Origin of the sequence: Gryllotalpicola kribbensis, from assembly GCF_039538245.1 — a bacterium.
Lineage (GTDB): Bacteria > Actinomycetota > Actinomycetes > Actinomycetales > Microbacteriaceae > Gryllotalpicola > Gryllotalpicola kribbensis.
The window spans coordinates 150,298-173,663 of sequence record NZ_BAABBX010000015.1 but is presented as its reverse complement, the minus strand read 5'-3'; the positions used below and the strand labels follow the sequence as shown (position 1 = coordinate 173,663).

At 69.9% G+C, this 23,366-nt stretch carries 13 protein-coding genes; 10 read left to right on the top strand and 3 right to left on the bottom strand.

Annotated features, from left to right (window positions below; genetic code table 11):
• Position 1: 1 nt before the first annotated feature.
• From ABD716_RS10270 to ABD716_RS10260, 3 genes are read right to left on the bottom strand one after another with little or no spacing between them, the layout of a single operon-like run.
• The gene (locus tag ABD716_RS10270; protein WP_344776488.1) at positions 2–535 is read right to left on the bottom strand and encodes a hypothetical protein; all 534 of its coding nucleotides are present in this window, start codon (positions 533–535) and stop codon (positions 2–4) included.
• A 47-nt stretch (positions 536–582) separates the two neighbouring features.
• Positions 583–1,446, bottom strand: coding sequence for a spermidine synthase (locus ABD716_RS10265; RefSeq protein WP_344776486.1), 864 nt, complete (start codon positions 1,444–1,446; stop codon positions 583–585).
• Between the two features lie 43 nt (positions 1,447–1,489).
• Positions 1,490–2,134 (bottom strand): GntR family transcriptional regulator, encoded by a 645-nt coding sequence (locus ABD716_RS10260; protein WP_344776484.1) that lies wholly within the window; start codon positions 2,132–2,134, stop codon positions 1,490–1,492.
• Between the two features lie 107 nt (positions 2,135–2,241).
• Between ABD716_RS10260 and ABD716_RS10255 the strand changes: the two genes are divergently transcribed.
• The 10 genes from ABD716_RS10255 to ABD716_RS10210 all read left to right on the top strand — a co-directional run bounded on the left by ABD716_RS10255 (position 2,242) and on the right by ABD716_RS10210 (position 23,344).
• A complete protein-coding gene (locus tag ABD716_RS10255) occupies positions 2,242–2,814 on the top strand; it encodes a hypothetical protein (RefSeq protein WP_344776482.1) in 573 nt (190 codons plus the stop codon).
• Positions 2,815–2,868: 54 nt separating this feature from the next.
• On the top strand, positions 2,869–4,059 hold the full coding sequence (locus ABD716_RS10250; protein ID WP_344776480.1) for a sensor histidine kinase: 1,191 nt from the start codon (positions 2,869–2,871) through the stop codon (positions 4,057–4,059).
• Positions 4,060–4,064: 5 nt separating this feature from the next.
• Positions 4,065–4,775: a response regulator gene (locus ABD716_RS10245; protein ID WP_344776478.1), complete on the top strand. Its 711-nt coding sequence runs from the start codon at positions 4,065–4,067 to the stop codon at positions 4,773–4,775.
• Between the two features lie 2 nt (positions 4,776–4,777).
• On the top strand, positions 4,778–5,374 hold the full coding sequence (locus tag ABD716_RS10240; protein ID WP_344776476.1) for a GNAT family N-acetyltransferase: 597 nt from the start codon (positions 4,778–4,780) through the stop codon (positions 5,372–5,374).
• Positions 5,375–5,468: 94 nt separating this feature from the next.
• Positions 5,469–6,965 (top strand): serine hydrolase domain-containing protein, encoded by a 1,497-nt coding sequence (locus ABD716_RS10235; protein ID WP_344776474.1) that lies wholly within the window; start codon positions 5,469–5,471, stop codon positions 6,963–6,965.
• A 273-nt stretch (positions 6,966–7,238) separates the two neighbouring features.
• A complete protein-coding gene (gene rpoB / locus ABD716_RS10230) occupies positions 7,239–10,730 on the top strand; it encodes a DNA-directed RNA polymerase subunit beta (protein ID WP_344776472.1) in 3,492 nt (1,163 codons plus the stop codon).
• Between the two features lie 42 nt (positions 10,731–10,772).
• Positions 10,773–14,654 (top strand): DNA-directed RNA polymerase subunit beta', encoded by a 3,882-nt coding sequence (locus tag ABD716_RS10225; protein WP_344776470.1) that lies wholly within the window; start codon positions 10,773–10,775, stop codon positions 14,652–14,654.
• A 112-nt stretch (positions 14,655–14,766) separates the two neighbouring features.
• A complete protein-coding gene (locus tag ABD716_RS10220) occupies positions 14,767–15,963 on the top strand; it encodes a serine hydrolase domain-containing protein (RefSeq protein ID WP_344776468.1) in 1,197 nt (398 codons plus the stop codon).
• A gap of 112 nt (positions 15,964–16,075) precedes the next feature.
• Entirely contained in the window at positions 16,076–17,230 is a 1,155-nt protein-coding gene (locus tag ABD716_RS10215) for a serine/threonine-protein kinase (RefSeq protein ID WP_344776466.1), read from the top strand.
• Positions 17,231–23,344, top strand: coding sequence for an Ig-like domain-containing protein (locus tag ABD716_RS10210; RefSeq protein ID WP_344776464.1), 6,114 nt, complete (start codon positions 17,231–17,233; stop codon positions 23,342–23,344).
• The last annotated feature ends 22 nt before the right edge of the window (positions 23,345–23,366 follow it).

Genomic DNA, 23,366 nt, shown 5'->3' with positions numbered 1-23,366 from the left:
GCTAGAACAAAGGTACGACATTGGATTCGAGGCGGCGCTTCGCCGTCTCGAGGGCGAACTGGGCCGACTCGATCTGGTCGGCCGGCGCGCCCGCTTCGGTGCGCAGCCGCAGCGACTCGGTGAAGTCGGCGACCGCCGCCTCGTCGTCGCCCTCGTCGAACAGCACCTTGCCGCGGTGCTGCAGCCCGAAGGCCTCGAGCTCGTGCCACTCGTGGGTGCGCGCCTCTTCGATGCAGGCGGTGAGCTCGCTGACGGCCTCGTCGTAGCGGCCCTGGTACTGCAGCACCTGCGCCCGGATCATCCGCGGGCGCTGCAGCGAGCGTCGATCGCCCGTGAACCGCGCCAGGCGGTACGCCTCGTTCGCGACATCCAGCGCATCGTCGAGCGAGCCGCCGACCTTGAGCAGCCACGCCTTCTCGCACAGCGCATCGCGGCTGCGCAGCTCGCCGAGCTCGGCCAGGCGGCGGCCGACCTCGACCAGGTCCACGCGCTCACGAAGTGTTTCAGGGTCGTAGCCGAGGATGATGCTGCTCACGCGGGCAGGCTAACCACGCAGGCTGCGCGAGCGCGGCATGCCACGCGCTACTTTCCCGGCTTCACCTGGAAGATCGAGCGGGCCGGCGGGGGCGACGGCGTCGCGGTCGCGTCGGTCACGATCAGGCCGCCGCGCGCGAAGTCCTCGAAGTCTGAGCCGAGCACCGCGACGGCGGGGTGCGGCCCTGCCGCCATCAGCCGCGGCAGCCACTTCTCGGGCAGCGGCGCCGCCGACCCGACGAGCACGAAGTTGCCGAACCGGCGGCCCTTCACGACCTGCGCCTCGGCGAGCACCGCGGCGTGCGGCAGCACCTGCGCGAGCGTCGCCGCCTGCGAGCGCGCGAAGCGCACGGGTGGCCCGTCGGCGATGTTCACGAGCATGACGCCGCCCGGCGCGAGCAGACGGGCCGCCTCGGTGTAGAACTCCCGGCTCGTCACGTGCGCGGGCGTGCGCGCCCCAGAGAAGATGTCGACGACCACGAGGTCGGCGGCGCCCACGAGGCCTGCCGGCAGCTTGGCCAGCATCTCGCGCGCGTCGCCGTAGCGCACCCGCACGTCGGCGCCGCGCGGCAGCGGCAGCACCGATCGCACCAGCTCGACGAGGTTCTGCTCGAGCTCGATGACCTGCTGGCGGCTGCCGGGCCGGGTCGCCGCGACGTACCGCGGCAGCGTCATCGCCCCCGCGCCCAGGTGCACGGCGGTGATCGGCTGCCCGGGGTCACCGATCAGATCGATGACGTTCCCCATGCGCTGGATGTACTCGAAGAACAGCTGCGTCGGGTCGTCCAGGTTGACGTGCGACTGCGGCGTGCCGTCGACGACGAGCTCGTAGGCGCCTGGCACGAAGCGATCGGGCTCGATCACGGCGCGATACCCGGAGTGCTTCAGGATCACTGAGCGGTCATCTGTCACAGCATCCATTTAAGGCGAGCGGATGCCCCGCCCGGGCATCCGCTCAGCGAATGAGCACGTCGTGGATGACCTTGAGGTGCTCGGCCAGCAGCTTCTCGAAGCGATCGGCGTCGCGGTCGGCGATCGCGTCGAGCAGCGCCTGGTGGGCCCCGACCACGTCCTCCGCGACCACGTCGGTGGGAACGGAGGAGCGCGCCATGCGCACCTGGCGGTCGTAGAGCGTGGCGTAGAACTGGATGATCAGGGCGTTCTCGCTCGCGGCGATCAGGGCGGAGTGGAAGTCGGCGTCGGCGAGCGCGTAGCCGGCGAGGTTCCGGTCGGCGATCCGGTCCTTCTGCAGCTGGATGTTCTCGCGCAGCTGCGCGACGAGCCGCTCGGTGCGCTCTTCACTGGCGACGACCGTGCGCACGGCGTGCGTCTCGAGCATGTTGCGGGCGTCGACCACGTCGCGCGCCTCGCTGCGGGCGATCGGGGTGATCATGGCGCCGCGCTTCGGGTAGAGCTTCATGAGGCCCTCGGCCTGCAGGCGCAGGAACGCCTCGCGCACCGGCGTGCGGCTGATGTTGAGGCGGTCGGCGACCTCGCCCTCGCTGATGAGGTCGCCGCCGGCGAGCTCGCTGCTCAGGATGCGGGACTTGACGTCTTCGTACGCGCGATCGCCCGCGGCGACAGGATTCTTCTCAGGCATACACACAATGATAGATACAACTCCTGCATCTGTCATGCGCGATCTCCACCCGTGTCTCCACCCTGGGGTGGTGGGCGCGCCCCCGGCGGGTCGGAAGCATTGCTGTCATGAACCTGAACCTTCAATACGTCTTCGACGCGGTGCTCGGCCTCGCCGTCATCGTGTGGATCTGCTACCGCCAGATGACCTGGCGCGTCGTCGACCCCGCCCGCATGTGGCGCGGCCCCCTCATCTTCGGCATCGTCGGCGCGGGCCTCATCGTCACCGGTTCGAAGGCCGTGACCCTCACCGCCGTCGACATCGCACTGCTCGCGGTCGAGTTGGTGATCTCGCTCGGCGTCGGCGCCGCCATGGGCGCGATCGCGCACTTCCGCCTGCTGAGCCGTGAGCGCGCCGCCGCCTACGAAGAGCGCCGTCGCCCCTCGCGCAACGGCGGGGCGCTGCCCCCACTCGAATACGAGAGCCGCACGAGCTGGGTCGGTGTGGCGCTCTGGGTCGTGCTCATCGCCGTGCGCGTCGGGCTCGAGATCTTCGCCAGGCACCTCGGTGCCGAGGCCACGGCCTCGACCGGCGTCATCCTGCTGGTGCTCGCCGCCAACCGCGCCGCCCGCGTCGGCGTGCTCGCCTGGCGCCTCGATCAGCACCGCCAGAGCATCACTGCCCGCCCGCTGGCCGAGTAGGCCCCGCGAAGCCGCCGTATCGAGACCCCTTCCCGACCAGCCAAGATTGCGATGATGAACCTCGCCGACCGCCGCCCGCTGCCCCTGGCTCTCAACGCCGTCGGCATGGTGGCGGTCGCGTGGGCGTCGTTCGGGGGAACGGCCATCCCGCGCAGCGGCTGGCTGATCGTCGCGACCGTGCTCGCTCTGCTGACGTGGGCGATCGTCGTCCTGCTGCAGGGCGGCTTCGTCGGGCCGCCGCGGCGGCTTGCGGCGCTGCGCCGGGTGCGGCGCGCGGCAACCGTGATCGGAGTGGTCGCGGCGTCGCTGACGGTCGCGCCGAGCAACGGCGTGCACCTCGCCCCGCTCGCGATCCTGATCGTCCTCGCCGTGTCGGACGAGAGCGAGCCGATCTGGTTCGGCGCCGCACTCTCGGCGCTCTCGTTCGTGCTCACGCCGATCGGCGCGCTCACCGCAGGGCTCGGCGCGGCGGCACTGCTGGGTTATCTCGCGAGCAACCTGATCTGGCTGCTCATCGGCATCTCACGCAGGCAGGCCCGCACCGCCGCACGTCAGAGCCGCGAGCTCGCCGAGCAGCAGGCGGCCCGGTACGAGCAGGAGGCACGGGCGGCCGCGCTCGCCGCGCGCGAGGCCGTGGCCCGCGACATCCACGACGTCCTCGCGCACAGCCTCGGGGGCCTCGTGATCCAGCTCGATGCGGCAGAGGCGCTGCTCGAGTCCGGGCGCACCGCCGACGCGCAGGCGAAGGTCGCGCAGGCGCGCGCGCTCGCCGCGGAGGGGCTGGCGGATGCCCGCCGGGCGGTCGCCGCCCTGCGGTCGCCCGACGACGGGGTCGTCGAAGCGTCCTCGGCCGACCTCGCGGGCGCCGCCGAGCGGCTGCTGCGCGCGCACCGCGAGCTCGGGGGAGCGGCCGCGGCGCGCGTCGAGCTCGGCGGGGCGCCCGAGCCTCTGGCCCCGCTCGTCGCCAACGCCTTCGAGCGCGCCCTGCAGGAGGCCCTCAGCAATGCGCGCCGTCATGCGCCGGGCCAGCCGGTCGCGGTCGAGCTGGTGGCGCGCGGCGACCGGCTCGAGCTCACGGTGTCGAACGGGCTCGCGGCGGCGAGTGCGAAGTCGGACGCCGGCGGCGGCCACGGGCTCACCGGCATGGCGGAGCGGTTCGCGCAGCTGCCCGGCGGCCGCGTGACCGCGGGGGAACGCGACGGCCGTTTCGTGGTGTCGGCGACGGCGTCTCTTGCGAGAGGCTGAAGCCTGTGGCATCCGATCTCATCCGCGTGCTCGTCGCCGACGACCAGGCCATCGTGCGCGACGGGCTCGTGACGGTGCTTGAGCTGCTGCCCGATCTCGAGGTGGTCGGCGAGGCGGCGAGCGGCCTCGACGCGGTCAGGCTCGCCGCCGAGCTCGCGCCTGACGTCGTGCTGATGGACTTGAGGATGCCCGAGCTCGACGGCGCCGCTGCCACCGAGCGGGTCCTCGCCCAGAACCCCGAGGTCGCTGTGCTCGTGCTCACGACCTACGCCGACGACGCCTCCATCGTCTCCGCGCTCAAGGCGGGCGCGCGCGGCTACCTCACGAAGGACGCGGGGCGCGCCGAGCTCGCCGCCGCCGTGCGCGCGGTCGCGCGGGGCCAGACGACGCTTGCGCCCGAGGTCGGCGCGAAGCTCATCGGCTCGTTCACCAGCGCGGGGCCGGCCGCTGACGAGCGCCGCGAGGCGCCGCGTCTCGACGGGTCGCTGCTCGTCGAGAGGTTCCCGACCCTCACATCACGCGAGGCCGAGGTGCTGGCCGAGATCGCGCGCGGGCGCAGCAACCCCGAGATCGCGCAGCGGTTCTTCGTGAGCGTGGCGACCGTCAAGACGCACGTGAACTCGCTGTTCGCGAAGCTCGGCGTGCAGACGCGGGCGCAGGCGATCGCGCTCGCGCTCGGCTCGGCGGCGCCGGGCAGCACGGGGGAGGGGCGGTGAGGATGCCCGAGCTGCGCCCCTATCGCCCGGACGACCGCGACGACGTCTACCGCGTCTGCCTGCTCACGGGTGACAGCGGCCGCGACGCGACGGGGAAGTTCAGCGACGACACGCTGCTCGGCGACATCTACGCGGGTCCCTATGTCGCGCTCGAGCCCGAGCTCGCGACCGTCGTCGACGTCGGCGGCCGGGTGGCGGGGTACCTGCTCGCCGCGGCCGACACCGCGAGCTTCGTCGAGAGGTACCGCAGTGAGTGGCTGCCGGGCTTCGCCGCGCGGCATCCCCTGCCCGCCCGCATCGACTCGGCCGAGGACCGGCTGGTGGAGCTCGGGCACCACCCGGAGAGGATGATCGGCCCCGACCAGGGCCGCTACCCCGCGCACCTGCACATCGACCTGCTGCCCGAGCTGCAGCGTCAGGGCATGGGGCGCGCGCTCATGCGCCGGCTGCTCGGGCAGCTGCGCGAGCGGGGGATCCCCGGCGTGCAGCTCGGCGTCGGCCCCGAGAACCACGCGGCGCAAGCCTTCTACGCGCGGCTCGGGTTCCGCCCGCTCGCGGGCCCGTACGTGCTCGCGCTGGATTCGACCGCCGAGCTCTGAACCCGGGCCGGGTCGTCGCGTTTCGGGCTCAGCGCGCCGCATGAGCCGCATTCGCGACGACCGGGGATGCCTGCGAACCGGGCATGCTTGAGGGGTGAGCAGCACCGAGCTTCCCGACCTGCCGTTCCTCGACGCCGCCGTCGGCGAGCTGTTCGCGCCGCGCATCGCCGACGGGGTGGCGCCGGGGTCGGTCGTGGCCGTCTTCGACCGCAGCGGCGAGCTGGTGCGCTCGTGGGGCTTCGGCCTCGACCGGCTCGATGAGGGCGGTGCCGCCCCCGACGCAGACACCGCCTTCAGAGTCGCGAGCTGCACGAAGAGCTTCACAGCGGCGGCCACTCTGCTGCTGCGCGACCGCGGGGCGCTCGTGCTCGATCAGCCGATCACCGACTTCGTCCCCGAGTTCCGCTTCTCCGACGGCTTCCCCGAGGCGCCGTCACTGCGCCAGCTGCTCTCGATGTCGGGCGGCCTCGCGACCGACGACCCGTGGGCCGACCGGCAGGAGGGCCTCAGCGAGGTCGAGTTCCGCGCGGTGCTCGCCGCGGGCACGCCGCGCGACAGCACCCCCGGAACGACCTTCCGCTACTCGAACCTCGGCTACGCCCTGCTCGGCCAGGCGATCGCGCAGGCATCGGGGTCGACCTTCATCGACTTCGTCACGGCCGAACTGCTCGCACCGCTCGGCCTCACCGCCACGGGGTTCACGGTCGCCGGCCGCTCGGGCCGCACCGCCGTCGGGCATCGTCGTGACGCGCACGGCGCATGGCACGCGCTGCCGTATTCCGGCCCAGGGGCGTTCTCGCCCATCGGCGGTGTCGTGACCACCGCGCGCGACCTCGCCCGCTGGGCCGCGTGGCTCGCGCGTGCCCTCGAGGGGACGCAGCCGCGGGGCGAGGCGACGCGGCGCGCGGCCCAGGCCGCCTCGGAAACCAAGGGGGCCCCGGAAGGCGTCGAGGTCCTGCGCGCCGCGAGCCGCCGCGAGCTGCAGCAGGTGCAGCGCACGATCCCCACGGCACGCGCCGGGGTCGAGGAGCACGGCTACGGCTTCGGCCTCATGGTCGAGAAGGGCACGGCGATCGGCCACACGGTCGGGCACTCCGGCGGCTACCCGGGCTTCAGCGCCCATGTGCGCTGGAACGCGCCGGGCGGCTTCGGCGTCGTCGCCTTCGAGAACGCCACCTATGCCGGCGTCAGCGTTCCCGTGACCGCCCTCGTCGATCTGCTCATCGCCGAGGGCGGGGTGACCGCCCCGCGGCCCGAGCCCTGGCCCGAGACGGTCGCGCTCGCGCGCGCCGCCGATCGCCTGATCGACGCATGGGCGGCGGATGCCCCGAGCGAGGCGCTCGCGGAAGAGATCCTGTCGGCCAACGTCGCCGCCGACGTGCCGATCGCCGAGCGCGCCGAGCTGGTGCGCGGCCTGGGGATCGTCGCCGCGGGCGAGGAGCCGCGGCTCGAGGCATCCGCGTCGCCCGCGTCGGTGTCGTGGCTGCGTGAGGCGGCCGACGGGCCCGTGCGCGTGCGCATCTCGCTCGCTCCCGTGGCCCCCGCACGCATCCAGACGCTGGCGATCGCACGCGAGAATCCGGGGGAATAAGCCGGAATGACGCGGACTTATACCCCTTGAAGCAATTCGAGTCAAGAATCGGGTGGACACGGCGACGCGCCGCACCATATACTTGACCTTTGCGCTCCCTCTAACGTCATGCCTTCATATTGCGGTCGGCACTGCGTGACCAAAGCGTGCTCCGGGCAGTCCCACCTTATCGGCGGGGCGAGTCAGATAGAGCAGCTGAAACGCGGGGAGTTCTCGTCCAGACCGTCAGTAACTTGAGGCCCAATTCGCGATGGGCCTTCGGAGGTTATTTCCTTGGCTGCTGCTCGCAACGCATCGACCACCAACCCGAAGAACGGACGAGACCACTCTCGTCTTTCGTTCGCCAAGATCACCGACACCCTGACCGTTCCTGACCTGCTGGCTCTCCAGACCGAGAGCTTCGACTGGCTGGTCGGCAACGACGCGTGGAAGGCCCGTGTGGCCGAAGGCCTCGCGCAGGGTCGTCAGGATCTTCCTACCCGCACCGGCCTCGAGGAGATCTTCGAGGAGATCTCGCCCATCGAGGACCTGGGCGAGACCATGCAGCTCTCGTTCACGAACCCGTTCCTCGAGGAGCGGAAGTACTCGATCGACGAGTGCAAGGAGAAGGGCAAGACCTACTCGGCCCCCCTCTACGTCGAGGCCGAGTTCATGAACCACCAGACCGGTGAGATCAAGACCCAGACGGTCTTCATGGGCGACTTCCCGCTCATGACCGACAAGGGCACGTTCATCATCAACGGCACCGAGCGTGTCGTCGTGTCGCAGCTGGTCCGCTCGCCGGGCGTCTACTTCGAGCGCACGCCCGAGAAGACCTCCGACAAGGACATCTACAGCGCCCGCATCATCCCGAGCCGCGGCGCGTGGCTCGAGTTCGAGATCGACAAGCGCGACCAGGTCGGCGTGCGCATCGACCGCAAGCGCAAGCAGTCGGTCACCGTGTTCCTCAAGGCCCTGGGGATGACCAGCGAGGAGATCCTCGAGGAGTTCAAGGGCTTCGAGTCGATCGCCGCCACCCTCGAGAAGGACGCCATCCTCACCAAGGAGGAGGCGCTCAAGGACATCTACCGGAAGCTCCGTCCGGGCGAGCAGGTGGCCGCCGAGGCCGCCCGTGCGCTCCTCGACAACTTCTACTTCAACCCGAAGCGCTACGACCTCGCCAAGGTCGGCCGTTACAAGATCAACCGCAAGCTCGGCCTCGACAAGCCGCTGACCGACTCGGTCCTGACCGTCGAGGACGTCGTTCGCACGATCAAGTACCTGGTGTCGCTGCACTCGGGCGAGACCGAGTTCGACGGCATCCGCGACGGCCAGCCGGTCAAGGTGCGCCTCGACGTCGACGACATCGACCACTTCGGCAACCGCCGCATCCGCGCCGTGGGCGAGCTGATCCAGAACCAGGTCCGCACCGGCCTGTCGCGCATGGAGCGCGTCGTGCGCGAGCGCATGACCACGCAGGACATCGAGGCGATCACCCCGCAGACCCTGATCAACGTGCGCCCCGTCGTGGCCGCGATCAAGGAGTTCTTCGGCACCTCGCAGCTCTCGCAGTTCATGGACCAGAACAACCCGCTCGCCGGGCTCACCCACAAGCGCCGCCTGTCGGCGCTCGGCCCCGGCGGCCTCTCGCGTGAGCGCGCCGGTGTCGAGGTCCGCGACGTGCACCCGTCGCACTACGGCCGCATGTGCCCCATCGAGACGCCTGAGGGCCCGAACATCGGTCTGATCGGCTCGCTCGCGTCGTTCGCGCGGATCAACTCGTTCGGCTTCATCGAGACGCCGTACCGCAAGATCGTCGACGGCAAGGTCACCGACCAGGTCGACTACCTCACCGCCGCGGAAGAGGACGAGTTCATCATCGCCCAGGCCAACGCGCCGCTGAAGGCCGACGGCTCGTTCGCCGAGGAGCGCGTGCTCGCACGTGAGGTCGGCGGCGAGGTCGACCTGATCCCCGCCGAGCAGGTCGACTACATGGACGTCTCGCCGCGCCAGATGGTGTCGGTCGCGACCTCCCTCATCCCGTTCCTCGAGCACGACGCCGCGAACCGCGCCCTGATGGGTGCGAACATGCAGCGTCAGGCCGTGCCGCTGCTGCGCTCCGAGAGCCCGGTCGTCGGCACCGGTATGGAGGGCTTCGCCGCGATCGACGCGGGTGACGTGGTCACCGCTGAGAAGGCCGGCGTCGTCACCGAGGTGTCGGCCGACGTCGTCACCGTGCAGCTCGACGAGGGCGGCACGCAGGACTACTACCTGCGCAAGTTCGACCGCTCGAACCAGGGCACGAGCTACAACCACCGTGTGATCGTCAACGCGGGCGACCGCGTCGAGGTCGGCGAGGTCATCGCCGACGGCCCGGCGACCGAGAACGGCGAGCTCGCGCTCGGCAAGAACCTGCTCGTCGCGTTCATGCCGTGGGAGGGCTACAACTACGAGGACGCGATCATCCTCAGCCAGAACCTCGTGAAGGACGACACCCTCTCCTCGATCCACATCGAGGAGTACGAGGTGGATGCCCGTGACACGAAGCTCGGCAAGGAGGAGATCACCCGCGACCTGCCGAACGTCAGCCAGGAGCTGCTGGCCGACCTCGACGAGCGCGGCATCGTCCGCATCGGCGCAGAGGTCCGCCCCGGCGACATCCTCGTCGGCAAGGTCACGCCGAAGGGCGAGACCGAGCTCTCCGCCGAGGAGCGCCTGCTGCGCGCCATCTTCAACGAGAAGAGCCGCGAGGTGCGCGACACCTCGCTGAAGGTTCCCCACGGCGAAGAGGGCACGATCATCGGCGTCAAGGTGTTCGACGCGCAGGACGGCGACGACGAGCTCGGCTCGGGCGTCAACCAGCGCGTGGTCGTCTACATTGCCCAGAAGCGCAAGATCACCGCGGGTGACAAGCTCGCCGGCCGCCACGGCAACAAGGGCGTCATCTCGACGATCCTTCCCGTCGAGGACATGCCGTTCCTCGCGGACGGCACGCCGGTCGACGTCGTGCTCAACCCCCTCGGCATCCCCGGTCGCATGAACTTCGGCCAGGTGCTCGAGACGCACCTCGGCTGGGTCGCGAAGACCGGTTGGAAGATCGAGGGCGACCCCGAGTGGGCCAAGGGCCTGCCGCCCGAGGCGCGCGAGGTGGCTCCGAACACGAAGCTCGCGACGCCCGTGTTCGACGGCGCCTCTGAAGAGGAGATCTCGGGTCTGCTCGACTCGACTCTCGTCACCCGCGACGGCGAGCGCCTGATCGGCTCCTCGGGCAAGACGGTCCTGTTCGACGGCCGCTCCGGCGAGCCGTTCCCTGACCCGGTGTCGGTCGGCTACATGTACATCCTGAAGCTGCACCACCTGGTCGACGACAAGATCCACGCCCGCTCGACCGGCCCCTACTCGATGATCACGCAGCAGCCGCTGGGTGGTAAGGCGCAGTTCGGTGGCCAGCGCTTCGGTGAGATGGAGGTGTGGGCGCTCGAGGCATACGGCGCGGCATACGCCCTGCAGGAGCTGCTCACCATCAAGTCCGACGACATCCTCGGCCGCGTCAAGGTGTACGAGGCGATCGTCAAGGGCGAGAACATCCAGGAGCCCGGCATCCCCGAGTCCTTCAAGGTCCTCATCAAGGAGATGCAGTCGCTGTGCCTGAACGTCGAGGTGCTGTCGGCAGACGGCACCGCGGTCAGCCTGCGCGACACCGACGACGAGGCCTTCCGCGCTGCGGAAGAGCTCGGCATCAACATCTCCGCCCGCTTCGAGTCCTCTTCGATCGAAGAGATCTGAAGCCAGGCCGATAACAGAGAACTTTTCTAAGTAGGAGAGAAATTGCTCGACGCAACTACCTTTGACGAGCTTCGCATCGGCCTTGCTACCGCTGAGGACATCCGCAAGTGGTCCTACGGTGAGGTCAAGAAGCCCGAGACCATCAACTACCGCACCCTCAAGCCCGAGAAGGACGGTCTGTTCGGTGAGCAGATCTTCGGCCCGTCCCGCGACTGGGAGTGCGCCTGCGGCAAGTACAAGCGTGTCCGCTTCAAGGGCATCGTCTGTGAGCGCTGCGGCGTTGAGGTCACCAAGTCGTCCGTGCGCCGTGAGCGCATGGGCCACATCGAGCTCGCCGCCCCGGTGACGCACATCTGGTACTTCAAGGGTGTGCCCAGCCGCCTCGGCTACCTGCTCGACATGGCGCCGAAGGACCTCGAGAAGGTCATCTACTTCGCGGCATACATGGTCATCTTCGTCGACGAGGACGGGCGTCACGCCGACCTGCCCGGTCTCGAGAACGAGCTCCGTCTCGAGCTGAAGACGCTGGGCGACCAGCGCGACGCAGCCGTGGCCGACCGCCTCGGCCGCCTCGAGGCCGACCTCGCGGCCCTTGAGGCCGAGGGCGCCAAGGCCGACCAGAAGAAGAAGGTCAAGGACGGCGCCGAGAAGGAGATGGCGCAGCTGCGCAAGTCCTTCGACGAGGACATCGCTCGTCTCGAGCGCGTCTGGGAGTCGTTCCGCACGCTGAAGGTCGGCGACCTCAAGCCCGAGGACGCCGACTTCAACGAGCTCGTCGACCGCTACGGCCTCTACTTCGAGGCCCACATGGGTGCTGAGGCGATCAAGCGTCGCCTGCAGGACTTCGACCTGGAGGCCGAGGCCGAGACGCTGCGCGAGCAGATCGCCACGGGCAAGGGCCAGAAGAAGATCCGCGCGATCAAGCGCCTGCGTGTCGTCAACTCGTTCCTCGCCACCGGCAACTCGCCGGCCGCGATGGTGCTCGACGTCGTGCCGGTCATCCCGCCCGAGCTTCGCCCGATGGTCCAGCTCGACGGCGGCCGCTTCGCGACCTCCGACCTGAACGACCTGTACCGCCGCGTGATCAACCGCAACAACCGCCTGCGCCGTCTGCTCGACCTCGGTGCCCCCGAGATCATCGTGAACAACGAGAAGCGGATGCTGCAGGAGGCCGTCGACGCGCTGTTCGACAACGGCCGCCGCGGTCGCCCCGTCACCGGCACCGGCAACCGCGCCCTCAAGTCCCTCAGCGACATGCTGAAGGGAAAGCAGGGTCGCTTCCGCCAGAACCTGCTCGGCAAGCGCGTCGACTACTCGGGCCGCTCGGTCATCATCGTCGGCCCGACGCTGAAGCTGCACCAGTGCGGTCTGCCCAAGCAGATGGCGCTCGAGCTGTTCAAGCCGTTCGTGATCAAGCGCCTGATCGACCTGGGCCACGCCCAGAACATCAAGGCGGCCAAGCGCATGGTCGAGCGTTCGCGCCCGCAGGTCTGGGACGTCCTCGAGGAGATCATCCGCGAGCGCCCCGTGCTGCTGAACCGTGCGCCCACGCTGCACCGTCTCGGCATCCAGGCCTTCGAGCCGCTGCTCGTCGAGGGCAAGGCCATCCAGCTGCACCCGCTCGTGTGTGCCGCGTTCAACGCGGACTTCGACGGCGACCAGATGGCCGTGCACCTGCCGCTGTCGGTCGAGGCCCAGGCCGAGGCCCGCATCCTGATGCTCGCCTCGAACAACATCCTGAAGCCCTCCGACGGCCGCCCGGTCACCCTGCCCGCGCAGGACATGATCATCGGTCTGCACCACCTGACCACCGTCAAGGAGGGTGCGCTCGGTGAGGGCCGCGCGTTCTCGTCGGTCGCCGAGGCGATCCTCGCGAAGGACCAGGGCACGCTCGACCTCAACGCCAAGGTGAAGCTCCGTCTCACGGACCTCTACCTCGACGAGGAGACCGCGCCCGAGGGCTTCGTGCAGGGCTCGACCGCGACGATCGAGACCACGCTGGGCCGCGCGCTCTTCAACGAGGCGCTTCCCGCGGACTACCCGTACGTCGAGGCCGTCGCCGACAAGGGCCGCATCTCGCAGCTGGTCAACGACCTCGCCGAGCGGTACCCGAAGGTCGAGGTCGCGGCGACGCTCGACCGCGTCAAGGACGCCGGCTTCTACTGGGCGACCCGCTCGGGCGTCACGGTGGCCATGTCCGACGTGTCGACTCCTCCCCAGAAGAAGGAGATCATCGCCAAGTACGAGAAGCAGGCCGCCAAGGTCCAGAGCGAGTACGACCGCGGTCTCACCACCGACAACGAGCGCCGTCTCGAGCTTGTCAACATCTGGACCAAGGCGACCGAAGAGGTCGCGGCGGCCATGCGCGACAACTTCGAGAAGGACAACACCATCTACCGCATGGTGAGCTCCGGCGCCCGTGGTAACTGGCTGCAGATCCGTAACATCGCGGGTCTTCTCGGCCTGGTGACGAACCCGAAGGGTGAGACCATCGCGCGCCCGATCCTCTCGAGCTACCGCGAGGGCCTGACCGTTGCCGAGTACTTCATCAACACCCACGGTGCTCGTAAGGGTCTGTCCGACACCGCTCTGCGCACCGCCGACTCGGGTTACCTGACCCGTCGTCTGGTGGATGTCTCGCAGGACGTCATCATCCGCGAGGACGACTGCGGTACGAACAAGGGCCTCGACCTCGCGATCGCGGCGAACAACGCCGAGGGCGTGCTCACCCGCGACCCGAACGTCGAGAACTCGGTGTTCGGCCGCACCCTGGCCGTCGACGCGGTCGGTGCCGACGGCACCGTCGTGGCCGAGGCGGGCTCCGACGTGGGCGACGTGCTCATCGACAAGCTCGTCGAGGCCGGCGTCGAGCGCATCAAGGTGCGCTCGGTCCTGACCTGCGAGTCGTCGGTCGGCGTCTGCGCGAAGTGCTACGGCCGCTCGCTGGCCACCGGCAAGCTCGTCGACATCGGCGAGGCCGTCGGCATCATCGCGGCGCAGTCCATCGGTGAGCCCGGCACCCAGCTGACGATGCGTACCTTCCACCAGGGCGGTACCACCGGTGCTGACGACATCACGCAGGGTCTGCCCCGTGTGCAGGAGCTCTTCGAGGCGCGTACCCCGAAGGGTTCGTCGCCCATCGCAGAGGCCGCGGGCACGATCAAGATCGAGGAGACGGAGAAGAGCCGCAAGGTCATCCTCACGCCCGACAACGGCGATGAGCCGCACGTCTACCCGGTCCTGAAGCGCTCGACCCTCCGCGTCGAGGACGGCCAGCACGTCGAGCTCGGCGAGCAGCTGATCATCGGCTCGGTCGACCCGAAGGAGGTGCTGCGCGTCATGGGCGTCCGTGCCGTGCAGGAGCACCTCGTCGGCGGCGTGCAGGGCGTCTACCGCTCGCAGGGTGTGCCGATCCACGACAAGCACATCGAGGTCATCGTTCGCCAGATGCTGCGCAAGGTCACCGTCGTCGAGCACGGCGAGACCGAGCTGCTGCCCGGCGAGTTGGTCGACCGCTCGCGCTTCGTCGAGGTCAACCGCGCCGCGGTGGCCGAGGGCAAGAAGCCCGCGGCCGCCCGCCAGGAGGTCATGGGTATCACCAAGGCCTCGCTCGCGACCGAGTCGTGGCTGTCGGCGGCCTCCTTCCAGGAGACCACCCGCGTGCTCACGCAGGCCGCCATGGAGGGCAAGAGCGACCCGCTGATCGGCCTGAAGGAGAACGTCATCATCGGAAAGCTGATCCCGGCCGGCACCGGCCTCGGTCGCTACCGCAACGTGACGGTCGACGCGACGGAGGAGGCGAAGGCGGAGCGCTACCCGAACCGCATCTTCTCCGACGACTCGGTGTTCGACGAGAACTCGCTGTCCTTCGTGGACTTCGACTCCTTCTCGAGCGACGACTACACGCCCGGCACCTACAACTAGTAGCAGCCAGTGCGACAGGAAGGCCCCCGCTTCGGCGGGGGCCTTCTCGCGTCCGAGGGGCACGGGGAGGTGCGCCCCGCGCGCACGCGAACCCACCGCATAGGCTGGCCGCGTGAACACGACCGTCGAGCAGAGCGTCCGCGCGCTTCTCGACGAGCGGCTCGCGCTCGGCGGGTTCTCGGGTGCAGCGGTCGCGGTGAGCGTGGACGGAGAGACCGTCGTCGAGCTCGAAGTCGGCGTGAAGGCATCCGTCGACGCGAACGGAGACAGGGTCGGGGCGGATGCCGGCGAGCCGGTCACCCGCGACACCCGGTTCGACCTGGCATCCGTCACCAAGCTCGCGAGCGCCCACACGATCCTCTCGCTCGTCAGAGACGGCGCGCTCGACCTCGACGAGCCGCTGGGGGTGAAGCTGCCGGCCTACCGGGCCGGCGCCAAGAAGCAGGTCACGCTGCGCCATCTGCTGACGCACACGAGCGGTCTGCCGGCCAGCTGGCACGGCTGGGAGCAGCCCCTGCTCGACCACCTCGCCCACCGCCCGGCCGATGCGCCGCCGCTCGCGGCGACCCCCTTCGACGATCGCGAGGCCCTGCTCGCGGGGCTGCTCGAGACGCCGCTCGCCTCCGCCCCCGGCGAGCACTTCCGCTACTCCGACGCCGGCTACAACACGGCCATGGCCCTCGCAGAGTCGGTGACGGGCGTGCCGTGGGAGCGGCTCGTGACCGAGCGCACCCTGCGGCCGCTGGGCCTCGAGGCCGACCTCGCCTTCGGTGCTCCGGCCGAGGCATCCGTCGCCACCGAGTACGACACGCGCTTCGGCCGCGGCCTGCTGCGCGGCGTCGTGCACGACGAGACCGCCTGGGTGTTCGGCGGCCGCGGCGCGAGCGCGGGGCTGTTCGGCACGGCCGCCGGCCTGCTGGCGCTGGCCGAGGCGCTGCGCGTCGGCGGCGGCGAGATCCTGGGCGAGTGGATGTGGGCGCCGCAGCTCGGCCGCATGCTGGGCGCCGGCCGCGAGCGCGACACCCCGTCGGGCTACGACCACAGCCTCGGCCCGCGCATCGGCCAGCTCAACATGATGGGCCGCAACGGCTGGAACGTGCGCGGTCACACCGGGTTCACCGGCACGTCGCTGCAGACCGACCGCGACGCCGGCATCAGCATCGCCCTGCTGACCAACCGCGTGCACCCGAGCCGGCACGGCGCCGGAATCTCGGGTCTGCGCGGCATGCTTGCGGACGCGGTCTACGTGGCGACCGGCCGCGCCGACCCGGAAGCGATGAAGAACCCGCTGCCGCCCGAGCTGTGGTGACCGGGAATCGGCGTACGAGCCGCGTGTGACACCTTCGGGGGCGCAGCGGGCGATACCACATCTTGCCTCGGTTATCGTTGTTGCACGCGCCTGAGAGGAGGGGGAGATCCGGATGGCTCATCGGCCGCCGTCGCAGCCCCCCGTACTCTCGGGTTACGACTACAGGTTCCCGCTCGGCACCGGCGGGTTCGCCGACGTGTTCCTCTACGAGCAGGACATGCCGCGCCGCTCGGTGGCCGTGAAGGTGCTGCTCGCGAACCTCGTCGACTCCGACGTGCTGCGGATGTTCAACGCAGAGGCAGACGTGATGGCGAAGCTGAGCCCGCACCCCTCTATCCTCACCGTGCACGCCGCGAGCATCTCGGCCGACGGCCGCCCCTACCTCGTCATGGAGTACTGCCCGTCGCCGCTCATCCGCCGCGACGAGAACGGCGTGAGTGAGCGCGTCGCCGTCGACCGCGCCCTGCACGTCGCGATCAAGATGGCGAGCGCGCTCGAGACGGCGCACCGCGCGGGCGTGCTGCACCGCGACATCAAGCCGTCGAACATCCTGCTCACCGCGTTCGGCGCCCCCGTGCTCGGCGACTTCGGCATCGCGACCAGCCTCGCGAGCAGCCATCACGAAGAGGTCTTCGCGATGAGCGTGCCGTGGAGCGCCCCCGAGGTGCTCAACGAGACGACAACGGGCACGGTCACGAGCGAGGTCTGGTCGCTGGCGGCGACGGTCTACACCCTGCTGGCCGGCCACGCGCCGTTCGAGAAGCCCGACAAGAGCGAGAACTCGCGCGCCAAGCAGCGCATGCGCATCATCCGCGAGCGCCCCCGCACGCTCCCCGACGACGTTCCCGACCAGGTGCAGCGCGTCCTGATGAAAGCGATGTCGAAGTCGCCGGATGCCCGCCAGCAGAGCATGCTCGCGCTCGCCCGCGAGCTGCAGCAGGCTCAGACCGACCTCGGGCTCCCGATCACCCCCCTCGAGCTCGCCGTCGACGAATGGGCGCCGCAGTCGCGCCCCGAGGACTTCGGGAACACGGGCGTGCGCGGCGCCGTCGTCTCGACCGTCCCGGTCGAGAGCAATCGCACCCGCAGGCAGGCCCATGTGGGCCGCATGGAGACCGGCGGCAACACGATCGTCGCCTCTCGCGGTGAGGCCGTCACCGAGCGGGCACGGCTCAGCGCCGCCGGCGTGGCGGGCATCGTGGGCGGCGCGATCGCCGTCGCCGTCGTCGGGGCGGCGATCTGGCTGGTGTATTCGGGGGTCTTGTAAGTGGCAGCCCCCGGCGGGCGGCGGGCGCGATGGAGCGTCACGCTGCGCAGTACGTGGTTCAAGGTCGGCGCGGCCGTCGTGGCCGCCGGCGCCCTCGTCGCGGGCGCCTTCGCGGCCGGCGGCTACGACGTCGCGCAGACGAAGGTCGACGACAGCTCGGTCTGGGCGCTGCAGACGGGGCAGGGCGAGCGCTACGCGCGCGTTGACACGGCCCTCGGCGAGCTCGACACGGTGAAGAGCGTCACGAGCCCGAGCGACCTGGTGCAGTCGAGCGGCCACGTGCTCCTCTACTCGCAGAGCGATGCGAAGGTGGCATCCGTCGATCTCGCGCAGCCCGCCGCCTACACGGCGACCTCGTCGGGCTTCAGCGACACGCCCGCGGGCACGGTGTCGGTCGTGCACACGGGCGACTACGTGGCGTACCTGTCGAACACGGGCGCGGTGCGCGCCGGCCGCATCGAGGACGGCACCAAGACGCCGCAGACGGTGACGTCGCCGGGGAAGGGCGGCACGCGCGCGTTCAGCGCCGACACGGTCGCGATCGGAACCGACGGCGTGCTGTATGCCTACTCGCACACGACGCATGCGGTGCTGCGCTACGACATCACGACCGGCAGGACACTGGGCACGGATGCCGTCGCGACGGGCCCCGATCGACCTGGCGCGACCATCACCGCCGTGGGCGACACGTGGGCGCTGCTCGCACCAGGTGGCGCGCGCCTGTGGATCCGAGGGGTGCGCGGCGCGCTGCCGACCTCGCTCAGCGGCAAGCCGGTGCTGCAGCAGCCGTCGGCGAAGCGGGCGGTCGTGGTCGTTGCCGACGCGAGCCGGCTCGTCTCGTTCCAGCTGAAGAACGGAACGCGCACCCGGCTCGCAGACCAGCTCAGCGGCACTCCGGCCGCTCCCGCCTGGCAGGGATCGACGCTGTATGCCGCGTGGGTGCCCACCGGCGGCGGGCAGGGCACGCTCTGGACCGGGCGCCCCGGGCTCTCGGGCGAGCTGCGCGCGAAGACCGCGAAGCTCGACTACGCGGGCAAGACGCTGCGCGCGGCGGCGACGCCGGTGTTCCGCGGCAACGGCAGCTCAGAGATCCTGAACGACACCACGAGCGGGTGGATCTGGTCGGTGCCCTCCGGCAAGATCGTGCAGGGCTCGCAGAACTGGGATCTCAACCAGAAGGATGTCACTGCTCCAGACCCGCAGAACAAGCCGACCGAGCGCGAGACGAACCCCGAGCCGCCCGTGGCCGTCGACGACGCCTTCGGGGTGCGCGCCGGCTCGCTCGTCTCGCTGCCCGTGATGCTGAACGATTCCGACCCCAACGGCGACGTGATCTCGATCGTGCCGGGGTCGCTCACCGGCCTCGATCCGGGCTTCGGCACGGCATCCATCGCGAACAACGCCCAAGCTGTGACGGTTCAGGTGAAGCCGGGCGCGACGGGAACCGCGACGTTCCAGTACACCGTGACCGACGGCACGGCGGGCGGCGGCGGCCTCAAGTCGAAGCCGGCCACGGTGACCCTCACCGTGAGCCCGGCAGGGGCGAACCGGGCGCCCGCGTGGTGCAACAACGACCGCAACTGCCTCTACAAGTGGCCGAGCGGCGTCAGCGTCGCGCCGGGCGGGTCGGTCAAGGTCCCTGTGCTGCGCGGCTGGGTCGACCCCGACGGCGACCCGATGTTCGCGCAGTCGACGGCGACGGGCACCGATTACACGGTCAGCGTCTCGCCCGACGGCACCGTCGTGTTCCAGGCGCTCGCGACCGCGCAGCCGAGGACGGTGCCGATTCCCGTGACGATCTCCGACGTCAACGGCGCCACGGCCGAGAAGGACCTGCAGATCACGATCACGGCGCAGCCGACGCTCCAGGTCGAGAACTTCGGGCTCATGACGGCCGCCGGCGTGCCCCTCACCGTCGATCCGAGCTCGCACATCCGCGGCGCGAAGGGCACGCCGCGCATCACGAGTGCCACCCTCGCGACCTCGAACCTCGCCGATTCCGGTTCCGCGAACGGCGGCGGGGCCGACGCCGAGGCGACGGTGAACGTCGACAGCTCGGGCTCGACCTTCGACTTCACCGCGAAGCAGCCGGGCAGCTACCCGGTCACGATGACAGTGTCGGACTCGGCCACGAAGGCGACGGTCACCGGCACGGTGCGCATCACCGTCGTGCCGCCCGATCAGCCGCTGCTGTCCACCTCGCCCGTGACGGTGTTCGTGCGACCGCAGACAGACACCTCCGTCGACGTGTTCTCGGCCGTGCAGAACCCGACGGGCCGCGTGCTGCTCCTCAGCGACCCGAGCCCGAAGCCGGCCGACGGGGCCTCGCTCGATGTCGACGTCGTCGGCCAGTCGCAGCTGCGGGTGCGCGGCACGACGGGCACCGGCTCGCCGGGGCTGCTCGGCACGGTCGACTACACCGTGAGCGACGGCACGAACGCGCAGAACATGACCGTGGCGGGCGTCGCCACCGTGTACCTGCTGCCCGAGAAGTCGCCGACGCGGCCCGTGGCGATCAACGACTCGGTGACGGTGCGGGCCGGCGCGCAGGTCGACATCCCCGTGCTCGCCAACGATGTGGGGCCGAACGGCGACATCGTCGAGCTCGACCCCTCGAGCATCCAGAACGCCTCGCACCAGGGCCTCGCCTTCGCCTCGGGGCAGGTGCTGCGCTACCTCGCGCCTCAGACCTCGCCGGGGTCGACGCCCATCACGCTGCGCTACTCGGCCTACTCGGCGGGGAATCCGTCGGCGAAGTCCGAGGCCACGGTCAGCGTGACCATCCTCAGCAAGGACGGCGACCGGCCGCCGCAGCCGCAGACGCTGACGGGGCGCGTCACGGCGGGGGCATCCGTTCGCATCCCCTTCAACCCGTACGGCGTCGACCCCGACGGCGACATGGTCACGCTCGACCGCATCATGACGCAGCCCGACGACGGCACCGCGCAGATCTCGGCCGACGGCACCGCGATCGTCTTCACGGCCCTCGCCGACAGCCAGGGCCAGCAGAGCTTCACCTACCGCGTGCGCGACGCTCAGGGTGAGACGGGGCAGGCGACCGTCATGGTCGGTGTGCTGAATGCTCAGACCGACCCTGCGCCGGTGACCTTCAGCGACTACGTCCAGGTGCAGGCGGGGCAGGGGCACCAGGTCGTCGTGCAGCCCGCCTCGAACGACGTCGACCCCACCGGCGGCGAGCTGCAGCTCGTGAGCGTCACGCCCGACGCGCCGAAGGGAACCGCGGCGTACGAGCTGCTGCAGCAGCACATCGGCTCGCAGAACTCGTCGCGGGTCGTCATCACGTCGACCCCGCTCGCGCGCACGCTCACCTACACCTACTCGGTGAAGAACGCGCAGGGCGACGTGAGCGCGGGTCTCATCGTCGTCGATGTGGTCGTGGGGCACGTGCCCGACTACCCGATCGCGGTCGACACGGTCGTCGATGCGCAGAACCGCGGTCGTCTCGCCCAGGGCATTGATGTCGTGGCCGGCAAGGTCTCGTGGGGCTCGGGCGACATCGCGGGTCTCAAGCTGTCGCTCTACAAGAAGATCGACGGGGTTTCGGTCGACGGCGATGCGATCAAGGTGACGCACGTGCCGAGCGCCGGTCTGCTGGTTCCGTTCAAGCTGACGGGCGACGATTTCACGGGGCAGCCAGCGACGACCTACGGATTCCTGCGAGTTCCGGCCCTCGCCGACGTGATCCTCGCCCTCAAATCCGATGCGAAGCCGCTCAAGGTCGCCGAGGGCGGCACGAAGAGCGTCGACCTGCGGTCGATCGTGAGCATCCCGTCAGGCCAGGTGCTGAACGCGCAGAGCGGCGAGATCAAGACGACGAAGGTGCGCAAGAACGCCACCTGCTCGATCGACAGCCAGAACAACCTGACGTATGACGCAGGCGACGGCGCGCCGTGGACGGACGCGTGCCTCGCCCCGGTGCGCCTCGGCGGTCAGTCCGAGTACACGATGATCGCCGTGCCGGTGCAGGTGATCCCGAAGAAACCGCTGCCCGAGCTGCGGCCGGCGTCGCTGACCGTGAGCCCGGGGCAGGGCGCCGTGAAGTTCGACCTGCGTCAGATGACGACGTGGCTCGGCCACAGCGACTTGAGCGGCCTGGACTTCAACGTCGCGTACGGCGGCCACCTGTTCAGCGTGACACGGGGCGGTCAGACGATCTCCGTGCGCGCCAACGACACGGCTCAGCCGGGCCTGGAAGAGGTCGCGCAGGTCAGCATCCGCGGGTACAGCGGTGTGGGCACGACCGCCGACATCACCCTGAAGGTCGGCCCGGCGCCGAATACCCGCCCCGCGGGCGGCTCGGTCGCGCTCAGCTGCTCCGAGGCGCAGGGCAGCAGCTGCAGCACCACGGTCGTCGGCCTGCACGACGAGGTGAACGCATACCCCGGCACCCCGCTCAAGGTCGTCTCGGTCGCCGACACGGTGACCGGCTGCACCGGCGTGACCTTCGCCGTGTCAGACAGCCGCACCGTCTCTGCGCGTTGGGCGGCCGACAGCCCCGGCGGCCGGTGCACCGTGCCGTTCGACGTGCAGGACGCGCAGGGGAAGCGCAGCGCTTCCGGCGCCGAAGCGGGAACGCTGTCGTTCGAGCTGAAGGGGTATCCGGCAGCGCCGGCATCCGTCTCTCAGGTCGCGTTCTCAGGCGACAGCGTGACGCTCGCCGTTTCGCCCGGCGACGCCGCCAGTTCGTACCCGGCGCTCACGGGCTTCCACGTCTATGTCGACGGCCGCGCCTCGGTGAGCTGCGACGCCAACGGCGCCTGCCCGCCGGTGAAGGGGCTGAAGAACGGCGACCAGCACACCTTCCAGGTGAAGTCGGTGAACAGCGTTGGCGAATCGCGCACGGCGGTGCAGACCGCCGGTTGGGCGTTCGCGCAGCCCGTCATCGGCGGCGTGAGCGCGAAGCCCGTCTTCGACGGCAACATCACGACGGCGACGACGGGCGCCTTCGACCTGACGATTCCGAACACCGACAGCACGGCCTCGGCCTACACCGTGCAGTGGAGCGGCAATACCCAGACGGTGAATGTCGGCGGCGGCGACCACACGACGGTGCGGCTCTCGGCGGCCGCCGGCCAGCCGACCGAGGTCACGGTCACGCCCGTCAGCCGCTTCGATCAGCCGCCGGGCGACAGCGTCGGCGCCAGCCCGACTTCGACCTCGGTGACCCCCGCCGGCCTGCCATCGGTCAACGGTGGAGGCGGCCTCACGGCGACCGACGACTCCATCACGGTGACCTCGCCCGCTCAAGGTGTGCGCAACGGCAGCGACAAGTCCGACGCCTACGTCTACATCGCGGTGCCGGCGGGTGCCGCGCCCCAGTGCTCGAACTCGGGCGGCAGTGCGACCATCGACACCTCACTTCCGCAGGGTGGCCGTATCGGAGACGGAACCACGATCCACTCCCTGAATCAGTTCCAGCGCTACGAAGTGTTCGTCTGCTATACGAACCAGTACGGCGTTGCCATGGGCGACCTCGGCCAGCAGATCGTGTGGGACCAGTCGAACGCGCCGACGCCGAGTGACTGCAACTACGACATCACGAAGCAGAGCGCAACTTTGCCCGATTTCGAGTACGGCCGCGATGGAAAGCCGGACTGCGGCAGCGGCTCGCAGCAGGGTGTCTACAGCCTGCAGATCACGGGCAGCGACCAGGACGAGTTCGGCGCCCAGCCGAGCTTCACCGCGCGCTATTGCGCCTTCGGCGGGAATGACTTCTGCGGTGCGCCCAAGCAGGTGGCCGCAGCCGATGGTTCGGCGCCTTATCAGCTCAGGGTGAGCGCGGTCGCGGCTATGTGCACGGCGCAGCAGAGCACCGACCAGGGCACGGGACAGACGGTGACCACACTGACGGGCAAGATCACGATGCAGGGGCAGGGAGTCGGTCAGGCATCCATCGGAATCGTGGCCTACACCTACGTCATGCCCGGCGCTACGACGCCCACCGCGGGGCAGGGCAACGGCGTCGACGCGACGGTCACGCTGCCGCCCGGAGCGACCCAATTTCGGGTGACGGACTACCGGATCAACCTGCCCCAGGGTTTCGGCGATCCGTATGCGGGCGGTCCTGTGTCGCCCGACCCCAGCTGCAACTGAGAGACACGAGAGAAGGCGAGAG

Excerpts from the sequence above, each read along its gene's own strand:
- ABD716_RS10260 (WP_344776484.1), bottom strand. The coding sequence starts at position 2,134 with ATGCCTGAGAAGAATCCTGTCGCCGCGGGCGATCGCGCGTACGAAGAC.
- ABD716_RS10255 (WP_344776482.1), top strand. The coding sequence starts at position 2,242 with ATGAACCTGAACCTTCAATACGTCTTCGACGCGGTGCTCGGCCTCGCC.
- ABD716_RS10250 (WP_344776480.1), top strand. The coding sequence starts at position 2,869 with ATGAACCTCGCCGACCGCCGCCCGCTGCCCCTGGCTCTCAACGCCGTC.
- ABD716_RS10240 (WP_344776476.1), top strand. The coding sequence starts at position 4,778 with ATGCCCGAGCTGCGCCCCTATCGCCCGGACGACCGCGACGACGTCTAC.
- ABD716_RS10215 (WP_344776466.1), top strand. The coding sequence starts at position 16,076 with ATGGCTCATCGGCCGCCGTCGCAGCCCCCCGTACTCTCGGGTTACGAC.